Genomic DNA, 13,850 nt, shown 5'->3' with positions numbered 1-13,850 from the left:
ACAAACTTATTTTCTCTTCCAGCGGACGCCATCTTTTGAGTCTTCGATTAAGATGCCCTTTTGAAGCAGGTCGTTGCGGATGGCGTCGGCGCGGGCGAAGTTGCGGGTCTTTTTGGCTTGAGTACGTTCGGCGACGAGGGCGTCGATGTCGGCGTCGGAGAAGGAGAGCGTGGCGACTAGTTCGGGCGCGGCTTCGTCGAGGCGGCCTTCTGCTTCAGCCCAGGCGAGCGCGGCGCGGGTGATGGCAGCGTCACGGTCTTCAAGGACGGCAAAGACACCGTCGAAGAGCTGGAGCACGCCGATGATCTCTGTCACGTTTTCGCTGCGTAGCATTCCAGTATCGGCTGCAGTGTTGGCGGCGCGAACGAGATCGAAGATGGCGGCGCGCGCTTCTGCCGTATTGAGGTCGTTCGCGAGTGCGATGGTGTACGCCATCCTCGCCTCGCCTGTGAGCAGCGAGAGAGCCTGATCGCATCCGTGGGGGAAGCCGCCCTTCAACATGCGCTGGTGGAAAGTGCGCAGGCGGTCGATGGCGTTGGTGGATTCGATGAGGCTGTCGAAGGTGAAGTTCATCTGGTGGCGGTAGGGCACGGAGATGAGCAGGAAGCGAATGGCAGACGCGCGGTAGCCTTTGAGGAGCAGATCGCGAAGGGTGTAGAAGTTGCCCTCGGACTTCGACATCTTCTTGCCTTCGACGAGCAGAAAGCGGACGTGCATCCAGTGGCGGACGAAGGGTTTTCCGGAGGCCGATTCAGACTGGGCGATCTCGTTCTCGTGGTGCGGGAACATGAGGTCTTCGCCGCCGGCGTGGAGGTCGATGTCGTCCCCGAGAAACTTGGTGGCCATGGCCGAGCACTCAATGTGCCAGCCGGGGCGGCCGGTGCCTAACGTGGTGTCCCAGGACTGTTCGCCGGGTTTTACAGCCTTCCAGAGGGCGAAGTCGCGGGCGGCGTCCTTCTCGTACTCATCGATGTCGACGCGGGCGCCGTCTTCGATGCCGTCAAAGTCCTTTTTGGAGAGCTTGCCATACTCGGGGAAGCGAGCGATGCGGAAGTACCACGAGCCGTCTTCGGCCTTGTAGGCGATGTCCTTGGCGGCGAGCTGCTCTATGAGCGAGACCATGTCAGGAATGCACGCGGTGGCGTGGGAGATGTACTCGGGGCGCTCGATGGCGAGGGCGTCGAGGTCTTCAAAAAAGGCGCGCTCAAACTTTTCGGTGTACTGGGCGATGGGGACGCCTGCAGCGCCGGCATTGCGGATGATCTTGTCGTCGACGTCGGTGATGTTCATGACGTGTTGGACGGGGATGCCCTGCTGGCGGATGACGCGGCGGAGGACGTCGACGTGGAGAAAGGTGCGGAAGTTGCCGATATGGCCGTAGTCGTAGACGGTGGGGCCGCAGCAGTACATTCGCAGAGCTTTTTGGTCGACGGGGGAGAGGGTTTCTATCTTTCCGCCGAGGGTGTTGAAGAGTTCTATGGTTGCCACGTGCTCTAGTATCCTGCCGCAGCCGGCGCGTGGCGCGGTGCAGACTGCTCTCGCTTGAGGTTCCCTGATGATTTTAGCTGATATCTCGGGGCAAATTGTGCCAGTTGGGGTTACTGCTGGCCGAGGCGGAGTTGAGGAGTCGCTCCGAGGTCGTCCGAGGCGAAGTTTTGAGCGAGGAGCTTGGGCCATGCTGCGGCGGCGATCATGGCTGCGTTATCGGTTGAGAGAGCGAGCGAGGGGAAGGCGATGGGGAGGTTGCGGCGGTCGGCCTCGGCCTGGAGGCGACGGCGTAGCTCGCGGTTGGCGGCGACCCCGCCAGAGACGACGATGCTGCGAGCGTCGAGGGCTTCGGCGGCGGCGAAGGTTTGGCGCTGGAGATTTCCGACGACGGCGTACTGGAAGGAGGCGATGAGGTCGAGGGTCTGCTGATCGCAGAGTCTAGTTACGGCTTCGGACTTGGGCGTGAGGGTGGGATCGGCGGCGAGGGCGGCGCGTCGGGATTCGATGCTGTCGCGCATATTGTGGGTTTCGACGTAGCGAAGAACAGCGGTTTTGATGCCGCTGAAGGAGAAGTCGAAGTGGGGGCCTTCGGTGTTTGCGAGGGCTTTCTTGTTGGTGATCCCGGGGCGAGGAGCGCGGTGTTTGATCTCGGCGAAAGTGAAGGGGACGGCGCGGGGGTTGCCGTGGGGGGCGAGCGCGTCGATCCACGGTCCGCCCGGGTAGCCTAGGCCGAGGAGCTTGGCGACCTTGTCGTAGGCCTCACCGGCGGCGTCGTCGACCGTGCGGCCAACGTTGCGGTAGGTCCAGGTTTCGCTTCCCTGCTGGTGGTTTGCTAGATAGAGGTGCGTGTGGCCGCCTGAGACGACGAGCGCTAGAAGAGGCGTTGGTAAGGGAGATTCGGAGCTCTCTCGCGTCTCCATGAGGACGGCGTGGATATGGCCTTCGAGGTGGTTGACGGAGATGAGGGGCTTGTCGAGGCCGAGGGTGAGGGCCTTTGCGTAAGTGATTCCCACCAGAAGGGCGCCGGCTAGGCCTGGGCCTTCGGTTACGGCTACGGCGTCGAGGTCGGCGAAGGTTACGTTTGCGTGGGCCATTGCCTCGCGGACGACTGGGACGATGTTGCGGAGGTGTTCGCGGGAGGCGAGTTCGGGAACGACACCGCCGTAGTTGGCGTGGAGTGACATCTGCGAGGCGACGACGTTGGAGAGGGCTTCGGTGCCGGCGCGGACGACGGCGGCTGCGGTTTCGTCGCAGGAGCTTTCGATTCCGAGGATTAGGCCGCTCGCTTGGCCGGTCTTTGAGCCATTCATTGAGCCGCTATGGGGGCTTTCGGGCATCTCTCTATCATAGGGGAAGGCATGAAGGATTCGTGGAAGGACAATTCGAGGTACAAGGCAGCGCGAGAGATCGTGGTGGCGGTGCGTGCCGCGGGATACAAGGCTTACTTCGCGGGCGGATGTGTGCGCGATCTGTTGCTGGGGGTGGAGGCGAAGGACTTCGATGTAGCGACGAGCGCGACGCCGGATGTTGTGATGGGGATGTTCGCGAAGACGTACTCGGTGGGGGCGCACTTTGGGGTGGTGCTGGTTTGTACGCCGGAGAAAGACGGCGGCGAGATCGCTACTGAGGTAGCTACTTTTCGCCATGATGGAGCGTACAGCGACGGGAGACGGCCGGATGCGGTGAGGTTTTCAACCGATCCGCGCGAAGATGTGCAGCGGCGTGACTTCACGATCAATGGAATGCTGTTCGATCCGTTGGCGGACTCACATGAAGCGGCGATTCTCGACTTTGTTGGCGGACGCGAGGATCTGACGCATCATTTGGTTCGGACGATCGGCGTGGCGAAGGATCGTTTTACCGAAGACAAGCTGCGGATGCTGCGGGCGGTGCGGTTCGCGGCTCGGTTGGAGTTCGAGGTCGACGTCCAAACGAGTGCGGCGATTAAGGCGCTTGCGACGGAGATTACGCAGGTTAGCCTTGAACGGATTCGCGATGAACTGACGTTGATGTTGACGGAAGGACACGCGCGGCGAGCGTTCGAGATGCTGTATGAGCTGGGATTGTTGCAGCATATCCTGCCCGAGGCCGTGAAGATGCATGGCGTGGAGCAGCCGCCGCAGTTTCATCCGGAGGGCGATGTATGGGTGCACACGCTGCTGCTGCTGGAGAAGCTGAAGCCTGGCGCGTCGGCTGCGCTGGCCTGGGGAGCGCTGCTGCATGATATCGGCAAACCGGCTACGTTTCGGCCGCCAGATCCGAAGAAGCCGGGAGATCGCATCCGCTTCGATGGGCACGTGGAGGTCGGAGTGCGCATGGCGGAGACTATTCTTGGACGGCTGCGTTTTTCGAATGAGGAGACCGAACAGATCGTTGCGCTGGTGAAGAACCATATGCGCTTCGGCGACATTCTGCAGATGAAGGAGTCGACGCTGAAGCGGTTTCTGCGGCTGCCGAAGTTTGACGAACACCTTGCGCTGCACTGGATGGATTGCATGTCGGCGCATGGGGATTTGAAGCTGTACGAGTTTGCGAAGGAACGATACGAGGCAGCGCCGGTGGAGGAGATGCGGCCGAAGCTGCTGGTGACGGGCCGGGATTTGATTGCTGCGGGATATCGGCCGAGCCCGCAGTTCAAAGAGATGCTGGAGGCGGCCGAGGACGCGCAACTCGAGGGTTTGGTTACTACGACCGAAGGTGGGTTGGCGGTCGTGAAGGCACAATGGGGTGAGCCGCGTGATGCTTAGGATCTCAGTCAATAAGTTGTCTGGCGGCACCTGAGAGGTCGCAGCCGAGCCAGTTTGGATGCGACAGGAGCGTTTGCTGGATGTGTTTGTGTCATGAATTTGTCATCGCGAATTCGGGTGTAGTGTTGAAAGAGACGGAGTGGTCAGACGGAGCATCGCCGCTATTCCGCTTTGCATCTTAGAGGGCCTGTGGCTACTACGAAATCACTGCTGAATACCCCTGCCGAGTTCACCCCGAATACACACTTGACGATTGATGGACTACAGGTGCCTGGTCGCTCCGGGGAGCTGCTGATCGATCTGCTGAATCGGCGCACCGCCGTAGATGCGCAGAAACCTGTGCCGCAGGTTTGCTATGTAAAGCAGATGGGGCCCATTGAGAGCTGCGACACCTGCATGGTGAAGGTGAATGGCGAGTTGGTTCGAGCGTGTTCGGCCAGAGTGTCTGGGGGGATGAAGGTCGAGACCCTTGGTGAAGCGGTTGATATTGCGCAGCGTGAAGCGTTCGATCGCATCCTCGAGAACCATATGCTGTACTGCACGGTGTGCGACAACAACAATCAGAACTGCACGATCCACAATACGACGGCAGTCCTCGATGTGAAGCACCAGCACCGAGAGTTCAAGCACAAGCCGTATGAGAAGGACATGTCGAATCCGTTCTATCGCTACGATCCGGATCAGTGCATTCTTTGTGGCCGGTGCGTGGAGTCGTGTCAGAACGTGCAGGTGAATGAGACGCTGTCGATTGACTGGGAGAGTGACCATCCGCGCGTGCTGTGGGATGGCGGGACGCAGATCGAGGGTTCGAGCTGTGTCTCTTGCGGTCACTGCGTGACGGTGTGTCCGTGCAATGCGCTGATGGAGAAGTCGATGCTGGGTGAGGCAGGTTACATGACGGACCTGCCAGCTGTAACGCTGAACAACATGATTGAAGTTGTGAAGGGTATCGAGCCACCGATTGGGTATGGGCCGATTCTTTCGCTCTCCGAGATGGAGTCGGAGATGCGCAACGAGCGGACGAAGCGCACCAAGACCGTTTGTACTTATTGCGCGGTGGGATGCAGCTTCGAGGTCTGGACCAAGGAGCGTCACATTCTGAAGATCGAACCGACGCATGGGCCTGCGAATGGGATTTCTACGTGCGTGAAGGGCAAATTCGCATGGGGACACATTAATTCGGACGACAGGTTGGTCAAGCCGCTGCTGCGCGATGGCGAGAGTTTCCGCGAAATCGAATGGAGTGAAGCGCTCGACATCATCGAGCACACCTTCAAACGCATTAAGAACGATCATGGGCCGGATGCGCTGGGGTTTATTGCCTCTTCGAAGTGCACCAACGAAGAGAGCTTCGTGATGCAGAAGCTGGCGCGTGCGGTGATCGGGACCAATAATGTCGATAACTGCGCTCGGTACTGCCAGAATCCGGCGACGATGGGGCTGCAGCGCACGGTCGGCTATGGTGGCGACTCAGGATCGATTGCGGATATCGAGAAAGCTGGGCTGGTGTTGATTGTGGGAGCGAATCCTGCGGAGAACCATCCCGTGCTGTGCACCCGGGTCAAGCGTTCGCACAAGCATCGTGGACAGCGGCTGATCGTTGCCGACCTTCGCAAACATGAGATGGCCGAGCGCGCCGATATCTTCTTCCGTCCGAACCCTTCGACCGATGCGGTGTGGATATGCGCGATCTCGAAATACATCATCGACAGCGGTCTCGCGAAGATGGACTTCGTCAATAAGTGGGTGAACCACTTTGACGAGTTCAAGAAATCGCTTGAACCGTTCACGCTGGAGTTTGCCGAAAAGATCACCGGTGTTCCCGCGGCAACGCTGACGACGGTCGCGCATGAGATTGCGGAGGCGGATGGTACCTGCATTCTGTTTGCGATGGGCGTGACGCAGCACTGTGGCGGGTCGGATACCGCTACTGCACTCTCGAATTTATTGCTGGTGACCGGCAATTACATGCGGCCGGGTGCTGGTGCTTACCCTCTACGCGGCCACAACAACGTGCAGGGAGCGAGCGACTACGGATCGATGCCGAACGTGTTCAGCGGCTATCAGAAGGTGGACGATCCGGATGTTGTTGCAAAGTTCGAGGCCGACTGGGGTGTCACGCTGCCGACCACCACGGGCAAAGACAATCACCAGATGATCGAGGCGATTCTGGCTGGGACGCTCAAGGCGCTGTATATCAAGGGCGAGGACACGATTACCTCTGACTCGAATGCCAACTATGTTGCCAGCGCGCTGGAGAAACTTGAGTTTTTTATCGTGCAGGATATCAACTTCTCCGAGACCTGCCGCTATGCCGATCTAGTGTTGCCTGCAGCGGCTTCGCTTGAGAAAGACGGGACCTTCACCAGCACGGAGCGCCGCATTCAACGTATCAATAAGGCGATGGAGCCGTTAGGGGAATCGAAGGCCGACTGGGAGATTATTCAGTTGATCGCAAATCGGATGGGTGGGAACTGGAACTACAAACATCCTTCCGAAATCATGGATGAGGTGGCGCGACTGACTCCACTGTTCGCTGGGGTGAGCTACTCGCGACTGGAAGGCTTCGACAGCCTGCAGTGGCCTGTACATGCTGACGGGACAGACACGCCTTTGCTGTTTACCGAGGGCTTTCCCTTTCCTGATGGTAAGGCTCGATTCTTTCCGATCGAATACATTCCGCCTTCAGAGGAGACCAGCTCTATCTACGATCTGCATCTCAACAACGGCCGTCTGCTGGAGCACTTCGAGCAAGGCAGCATGACCTTGCGCACGCCAGGGATCAAAGAGATCACGCCGAATAGTTGGATTGAGGTGTCGCCAGAGTTGGCAGCGGAGCGCGGTGTCACCACGGGCCGGTATGTGCAGGTGACCTCGCCGCATGGCAAGGTCAGAGTGCAGGTGCTGGTGTCGGAGCGGGTGACGGGCAAGCAACTCTATATGACGCTGAACTCAGTCGAAGAACCGGTGAACAAGCTGACGAGCAGCTTTACAGATCGCCAGACGCACACGCCTGCGTTCAAAGAGACCGCGGTGAGCATGACGGTGTTGCCGGAGCAGGGTGAGAATCCGCTGCCGCGCAGGAACTTCCGCTATGGCACGCGTACGCCGCAGCCTGGTCTCGAGATTGAGCGCAAGTGGGCGCGCAAGGATTATCACCTGCCGGGAACCGCTGCGGCCGACAAACTCGTTCAGATAACTTCCACTACTGTTTAGTTTTGGCACCAGACTTTTGAGGAGCTGTTATGGCGAAGCCCATTGCTTTCAAACCGATTACGGTCGACTTCAAAGCCGACCTTGTGCGCAAGCTTGAGAAGGCTCCGGAAGAGCATGCCGAGGCGCTGCTGCTGGCCTACGATGTGCTTGAAGAGGCGCACCGGAAGGGTCTGCTGAGCCTGCTTCATGGTGCGATCGGTGCGAAGGATACGATCTTCAACACGTTGTCGAAGTACGCCGCGCAGCCAGAAGGAATTGCAGCAATTCGTAATCTGCTGACCGCGGCGAAGATCCTGACTGAACTGGATCCAGAGGTGCTCGATCAACTCTCGAAAGTGATGGCGCATGCAACGAAAGAGCATCAGGCAGAGCAGAAGGCTCCGAGCCTGTGGCAGCTTGCAAAGCGTGCGACCAGCGAAGACAGCCGCCGTGGACTTTCGTTCATGACGTTGGTTCTCTCGGGGCTGGGCAGGTCGCTGAAGAACTAAGCGGTTCGCTCAGGTTGCGCGGGCTGGCGGCGTCTATGGTCAAATAAACGATGTGACTCATTCCTTCGACATCGGCAGTACACCGCATCAGGTCCCGGTTGGCCGGGGCAAGCTTTTTCTTATCGCGGGACCATGCGTGATTGAATCCGAAGGCCACGTGCGCAAGATGGCCGATGCGATTCAGCGCATAACTTCGGATCTCGACGTTCCGTATATCTTCAAGGCCAGCTACGACAAGGCGAATCGCACCTCAATCAAGAGCTTTCGCGGACCCGGGCTGGTAGAGGGTTGCCGAATTCTGCGTGAAGTCGGAAAGAATACTGGATTGCCGGTATTGACCGATGTTCACACTGCCGTCGATTGCGATGCTGTTGCAGAGGCTGTCGATGTGCTGCAGATTCCTGCCTTCCTCTGTCGCCAGACAGACCTGCTGATCGCAGCTGCCGAAGCCACGAAGAAGACTGGTGGTGCGATTAATGTAAAGAAGGGCCAGTTCGTTGCGCCGTGGGATATGCGGCACGCTGTTGAGAAGATTCGCGAGAGCGGCAACGATCGCGTTTCGCTGACCGAGCGAGGGGCCAGCTTCGGATACAACAATTTGGTGGTGGATATGCGCTCGCTGCCCGTGATGCGTGGGTTTGCACCGGTGGTCTTCGATGGCACGCACTCGGTGCAGACGCCATCAGCCGGCAATGGCGTCAGCGGGGGGCAACCAGAGTTCATCCCCGTACTGGCTCGGGCCGCAGTCGCGGCTGGAGTCGATGGTGTTTTTCTTGAGGTGCATGACAATCCTGCGGAGGCGAAGTCCGATGGGGCCAATGCGCTTCATTTGAATCATCTGAAAGCTGTGCTTGAGCAGTTGCTCGCCGTTCACGCCGCCGTTAGTTAGAAGGATGTCCTGCCGGACGGGCCCGCTGCGCGCGGAGCGGCCACTTCGTGGCGTGTGTCCCTTTTAGTGGCGGGGAGAGATGTTGGCCCTCCCGTTGGTCGGGAGATAACAAGTTAAAAAAAGCGGCCCCTCAATGAGGGGCCAATCTGCCTTGGTTCTCTCTGGTTAGGAGAGGTTTTTGCGAGTGCGATCTAAGTCGCTATCTCGGCAAACTTGTGGACGGTGCGGGAGAACTGCACCGTCCTGGGGGAGGGCTACTGATTCACCTCTTGTGGTGAACTTACTCCCGTGTGGGAGGTCTTTGGCGTTGTCGCTGCGGTGGATGCCGAATCGGAACTCATCGTCGCCAAGCTGTTGTGGAGCAGCGTAACTTTGACGCCATTCACAACTGCCTGCTCTCCATCGGCTGGCTTCTCGGTATTTTTGCCGAGGCCACTTTTGTAGATGCGGTAGACAGGAACCTGATGCTCAGTGACGAGGTAGCGGACGACCGAGTCGGCCATTGCCTGCGAGGTCTGAACGCCTGATTTGCTGTAGCCCTGAACTTCGATGATGTAGCCCTTCTCATTGCCCAGGGTGGTGGCGAGACTGTCGAGGTCCGACTTACCGGTCGGCCCAAGAGCTGTGCGGCCGGGAGCGAACTTCACTGCGGTCGAGGAGACAGTCTGGTACTGGTCAAGATTACCGACCGTGTGGCCGAGGGAGTCTGTGCGGGTGCTTGCAGTGCTCGCCAGCGTCTGAGCGGAGTTTGCGCGATTCGCCGCATCCTGCGCGTGCTGGTCTGCAGTGTTCGCAGAGTTCATAGCATTCTTGATGCCTGCCTGCGAACGGCCGTCTACGTCTTTGATATCGTTGGCGTTCTTGGACTGAAGTTGGTCAAGCTCATTGACCTGATCCTTGATGGGAGCAGTCTGTCTGTTTACCCACTTCTTGCGGGCAAACGGATTCATGTGGCCCCAGAAGCCTTCCTTGGAATCCCCGGACAAAGGCTTGCCGGTTGCGTAGGTGCCATCCGCGTTCGTTGTGGCGGAGCTTGAGGTGCCAGAAGTTGAGGTGGCTGCTGTGGAGTCCGTTGTTTGGGCTGCGGGAGTGCTTGTCTGAGCGAAAGCTGAAAGGCCCATTGCACTACCTAGCAGTATAGCCGGGAGGCCGAAAGTTGTTCCAGATTTGATCATTTGGCTTGCTCTCCTATCCTGACTCTGCGCCTGTTTTACAGACGTCAACATGCACTTGCTAGAGCAGGTAGTGTGCCAAACCGCTAAAACGTATCAAATAGCTGAAAATAAGTTGTTTACGGGAATTGTGAATATTGGCTCATGAGGGAGATTACAACCAACTTACGCAAAATCTTCCCGACCGCCGGGTAACTATTACTTGGTGACCCTATTTCGTGTCCACGCTAATGATGTGAATCTCGGGCATTTGGGTGTTCCAATTGCCAGGAATCGATTCGAAGATAAGGCGAAAGTCCCGTTGGTCACCCCGCTTGAGGGGAGCCGCGCTGACCGGCTGAGTGTCGATATAGGGTTCTCGCGTCCGAACCAATGAAAGAGGCAATGTTTCGACCTGCGGAGGCATGGCCTCGTCGTTGCGAAAGATGACCTGCACGGTAACGCCGGAGACGGTCTGAGGGCCGGAGTTCTGAATGTGGCCGTCGATAAAAGTGGACTTCCCGCCAGAGAGACTGGTGGACTCGCTCATGGCGAGTTGCGATAGAGGGAGCTCTGCGGCATAAGCGGCCAAAGGCTGGATCGTATTGGGAGGAGCCTGCGACTTGTGGCGCGTCGCAAAAACCAAGCCAAGGATTACAGCCAAGACCACCAATCCGGCCACGCCCCAGGCCGCGATTGGCAGACGGCCTCCCTCAGGAGGCTTGCTCGAGAACATTGCAGGCTGCGGGCTACTGCCTGGGGGTACCGGGGCCTGACGCGAGGAATCAGGTGAATTAACCGGGTTGTCGAGCGGACGACTCTGTTCGTTCATAAGCCGAGATTTTATACCGCAGCACGCCGTGGACAACGGGAATCGCGCGCCGGTAAATCGTCTGTCGGGCATTCCCAAAATGGAACCAATGGGGGTTCAGCAAAAAACTCGCCAGATTTTCATCTACACCGCAGAACATTTTGGTGCATTCTCGCGTTAAGGATCATCTATACGGTATCGGCTGATCCTGCTATCGCTGGGGCCAACCGAGATCCGACATACAGCGAGGAGAGGCAGACATGGACGAGCAAATGGAAATTTCGCAATTCTCCTCATTGCCGATCGACGTGTCGGATGCCTCGATTGCCGGAGAGGGCGCGTCGGTTCCTGCCGCCGCAGATCGCCTGTACCAATTCGCCGCGCTTACTGCCGGCTTGTTCCTGCTCTTCACGCTGCTCTAAATGTAGCTAGACTCGCCAGCGGAAGCTTCCCAAACAAGCGATCCATCGGCTGGTTTCAAGCGAAACTGGCGCGTTTGACCTTCTGGCGGAAGTCTTCGCCCTGCATCTCCACGACAACACACATCTCCTGCAGCCTTGAACGCATGCGCTCGCCGATCCTGTCGCCGAGGGTCTCCTCGCGCATCACGCCGCGGGGGGCGCTCTCGGTTCCCAGCGGACCGGCATTGGCATAGTTGGTGGTGATGATCGTCGTCCGGCGATCGTTGTAGCGGGTGTTCAAAATGTGAGCGACCGTGTCCCAGACCCAGTCGGTTGGCTTGGACGCGCCGAGTTCGTCGAGCACCAGCACCTCGGCGTCAAAGACAGGGGCAAGTATCTCTAGCTCGGTCGCTGAAACTTTGTTGTTGTAGCTGTTTTGGACTTGTTTCAGAAGGTCGCGATAGTCAAAGAAGAGGCCGGTTGCGCCGCGTTCTGCTACCAGCGCCTGCAGAATGCCTACAGCAAGATGCGTCTTGCCCACACCGATCGACCCAGTCAGCAGCAGCCCGGTCCCGGCGGTCTCGATGGGATAGCCGTCGACGAACTTCCGGGCGCGAAGATGGGCGAGCCCAAGCGACCGGTTGGAAGAAGGAAAATCTGTGTCGTAGCTCTCGAGCGAGCAGTGCTCGTAGCGCCTTGGGATATGGGCGCGGCCCAGCATTCGTTCGGCACGCTTCTGCAGCCGGCAAACGCAGTCTCTAACAAACTGCCTGCCGTCCTCCTGCAGGATCCGCATCCCTGATCCACCGCATATCGTGCAAACTTCACTCATGGCCGTCTTTTCAGTATGGCAGCATCTGAATCCAATTGCCCCCTGTGCGAATCTGAGTTAAACTGAGGAAACTGCTTGAGCGCTTCGAAAAGGCGCAAGCGGCGGCGCGACAGGCCCTTCGATGTGACGTGAACTCTTCCGTTGCAAGCGATCCGCGAGCCGGCAGGCATACCCCAAGATTGAGAAAAGGATAGTTACCATGCCAAAAGAAGGTATTCACCCGAAGTACGACAATATCCACGTGAAGTGCGCCTGCGGAAATACGTTTGAAACCCGCTCTACGCATAAGGGCGACATCGTCGTCGAAATCTGCTCCGCCTGCCACCCGTTCTTTACCGGCAAGCAGAAGCTGATCGATACCGCAGGTCGCGTCGAACGCTTCCGCCGCAAGTTCGCCAAGTCGGACGCCGGCAAGGCCGAGACTGCCGCGAAGTAAGCGGACGCCTAAACCATCCAGGGGCCTCCGCAGACGCGGGGGCCTTTGTTTTGTCTAAACTAAAGAGGAAAGAGAACCGCAAACAGCTGTTGCTATGAAGAAGCGATACACACTCGAACAGAAGCGTTGGGACGATCCGGCCGAGCACGCAATGCCGGAGCACTCCCGCGTGCCTGCTAGCTTCACCATCGGCAACGTGAAGATCGCTCCCGCGACGGTACTCGCTCCCATGGCAGGGGTGACCGACACGGTCTTTCGCCGCTTCATCAAGAACGCCAGCCAGTTCACGACTCCCGCAGATGGTCTTGCGGACTCGTCGGCTGATGTTGATAGCGTCACGTCGAACCAGCAATCAGGCTGCGGCCTCATTATGACGGAATTCACCTCCGCCGACGGCCTCTCTCGCATGCGCGAGACCAAGCGCAAACGCTACCTGACCTACTACGACGACGAACACCCCATCTCCGCACAGCTCTTCGGCTCGAATCCTGCAACACTCGCCGACTCTGCGCGTATCGTGCAGGATGCTGGTTTCGACCTTGTCGATCTAAATCTCGGCTGCCCGGCTAAGCGCGTCGTCGCGTGTAATGGCGGCTCAGGCCTACTGCGCGATCTGCCGCTGATCGAGACGATCTTCAAGACCGTCCGCGCTGCCGTTTCAATTCCCTTCACCGTTAAGTTCCGCATGGGCTGGAACGACAAGCACATCGTCTGCGTCGAGCTTGCGAAGATGGCCGAAGACTGCGGCCTCAACGCCGTAGCATTGCACGCCCGCACCCGTGAAGATGGCTACACTGGCCAAGCGCGATGGGAGTACATCGCTGCGGTGAAGGATGCTGTGAAGATTCCTGTGATCGGCAACGGCGATATCCGCACCCCCGAAGATGCTGCCGCGATGGTCGATGTGACTGGCTGCGACGCCGTGATGATCGGGCGCACCGCACCGTCGAATCCCTGGATCTTCCGTCAGATCGCGCAGTACACCGCGACAAAAGAAGCTACCGGCGTCGGAACCTACGATCAGCCGACCGATCAGGATCGCTACCGGATGATCCGTACCTACTTCCAGATGCTGGTCGATGAGATTGCCATTGAAGAACGGGCCGAAGCGGCGCGCGCGGAGGCCATCACCGCCGCAGGACAGGTTGCACGTGAGCAGCGTCATCGCGACTGCGTCGGCAAGATGAAGCAGTTCGCCAGCTGGTTCACGCACGGCGTACCCGGTGGTGGTGCGCTACGCAAACAGATCTTCGAATCGAAGAATGGCGATGCAGTTCTTGGCGCGATTGAAAGCTTCTTCGCGAACCGCGTAGATGGGCTGATATCTCATCCTGAGTTGCTCACGCAGGACGACCAGCTTCTCACTTCTGCAGCCTACTGCGATTGATCGC

The 13,850-nt window shown here is 58.5% G+C and carries 12 protein-coding genes; 7 read left to right on the top strand and 5 right to left on the bottom strand.

Annotated elements, in window-relative coordinates:
* Positions 1 to 6: 6 nt before the first annotated feature.
* Both cysS and tsaD read right to left on the bottom strand, forming a co-directional pair.
* The gene (gene cysS / locus HDF14_RS12240; protein ID WP_183977007.1) at positions 7 to 1,488 is read right to left on the bottom strand and encodes a cysteine--tRNA ligase; all 1,482 of its coding nucleotides are present in this window, start codon (positions 1,486 to 1,488) and stop codon (positions 7 to 9) included.
* 110 nt (positions 1,489 to 1,598) lie between these two features.
* Positions 1,599 to 2,825 (bottom strand): tRNA (adenosine(37)-N6)-threonylcarbamoyltransferase complex transferase subunit TsaD, encoded by a 1,227-nt coding sequence (gene tsaD / locus HDF14_RS12235; protein ID WP_260698214.1) that lies wholly within the window; start codon positions 2,823 to 2,825, stop codon positions 1,599 to 1,601.
* 21 nt (positions 2,826 to 2,846) lie between these two features.
* Between tsaD and HDF14_RS12230 the strand changes: the two genes are divergently transcribed.
* The 4 genes from HDF14_RS12230 to kdsA all read left to right on the top strand — a co-directional run bounded on the left by HDF14_RS12230 (position 2,847) and on the right by kdsA (position 8,828).
* On the top strand, positions 2,847 to 4,235 hold the full coding sequence (locus HDF14_RS12230) for a CCA tRNA nucleotidyltransferase (protein WP_183977005.1): 1,389 nt from the start codon (positions 2,847 to 2,849) through the stop codon (positions 4,233 to 4,235).
* Between the two features lie 189 nt (positions 4,236 to 4,424).
* Entirely contained in the window at positions 4,425 to 7,451 is a 3,027-nt protein-coding gene (gene fdhF / locus HDF14_RS12225; protein WP_183977003.1) for a formate dehydrogenase subunit alpha, read from the top strand.
* A gap of 29 nt (positions 7,452 to 7,480) precedes the next feature.
* Positions 7,481 to 7,939, top strand: a complete 459-nt coding sequence (locus HDF14_RS12220; RefSeq protein ID WP_183977001.1) for a DUF1641 domain-containing protein — start codon at positions 7,481 to 7,483, stop codon at positions 7,937 to 7,939.
* 52 nt (positions 7,940 to 7,991) lie between these two features.
* Entirely contained in the window at positions 7,992 to 8,828 is an 837-nt protein-coding gene (gene kdsA, locus HDF14_RS12215; protein WP_313899554.1) for a 3-deoxy-8-phosphooctulonate synthase, read from the top strand.
* A gap of 254 nt (positions 8,829 to 9,082) precedes the next feature.
* Here the strand turns inward: kdsA and HDF14_RS12210 are convergent, their stop codons facing one another.
* Together HDF14_RS12210 and HDF14_RS12205 are read right to left on the bottom strand one after the other, a co-directional pair.
* Positions 9,083 to 10,003, bottom strand: a complete 921-nt coding sequence (locus HDF14_RS12210) for an OmpA family protein (protein WP_183976999.1) — start codon at positions 10,001 to 10,003, stop codon at positions 9,083 to 9,085.
* A gap of 208 nt (positions 10,004 to 10,211) precedes the next feature.
* Positions 10,212 to 10,715 carry a DUF2393 domain-containing protein gene (locus tag HDF14_RS12205; protein ID WP_260698213.1) on the bottom strand — a complete coding sequence of 168 codons (504 nt, stop codon included), beginning with the start codon at positions 10,713 to 10,715 and terminating at the stop codon, positions 10,212 to 10,214.
* Positions 10,716 to 11,050: 335 nt separating this feature from the next.
* Here HDF14_RS12205 and HDF14_RS12200 point away from each other — a divergent pair, with 335 nt between their 5' ends.
* On the top strand, positions 11,051 to 11,212 hold the full coding sequence (locus HDF14_RS12200; protein WP_183976995.1) for a hypothetical protein: 162 nt from the start codon (positions 11,051 to 11,053) through the stop codon (positions 11,210 to 11,212).
* Between the two features lie 55 nt (positions 11,213 to 11,267).
* On the opposite strand, the gene HDF14_RS12195 is transcribed toward HDF14_RS12200, so the two are convergent.
* Positions 11,268 to 12,023 carry an ATP-binding protein gene (locus HDF14_RS12195; RefSeq protein WP_183976993.1) on the bottom strand — a complete coding sequence of 252 codons (756 nt, stop codon included), beginning with the start codon at positions 12,021 to 12,023 and terminating at the stop codon, positions 11,268 to 11,270.
* Positions 12,024 to 12,222: 199 nt separating this feature from the next.
* Here HDF14_RS12195 and rpmE point away from each other — a divergent pair, with 199 nt between their 5' ends.
* Both rpmE and dusB read left to right on the top strand, forming a co-directional pair.
* Entirely contained in the window at positions 12,223 to 12,459 is a 237-nt protein-coding gene (gene rpmE / locus HDF14_RS12190; RefSeq protein WP_179586303.1) for a 50S ribosomal protein L31, read from the top strand.
* Positions 12,460 to 12,553: 94 nt separating this feature from the next.
* Positions 12,554 to 13,846: a tRNA dihydrouridine synthase DusB gene (gene dusB, locus HDF14_RS12185; RefSeq protein ID WP_183976991.1), complete on the top strand. Its 1,293-nt coding sequence runs from the start codon at positions 12,554 to 12,556 to the stop codon at positions 13,844 to 13,846.
* Positions 13,847 to 13,850: the final 4 nt, after the last annotated feature.

The organism is Tunturiibacter gelidiferens (assembly GCF_014201335.1).
Taxonomy (GTDB): Bacteria; Acidobacteriota; Terriglobia; order Terriglobales; family Acidobacteriaceae; genus Edaphobacter; species Edaphobacter lichenicola_E.
The sequence above is the reverse complement of the archived record's forward strand: the minus strand, read 5'-3'. Positions and strand labels throughout refer to the sequence as shown.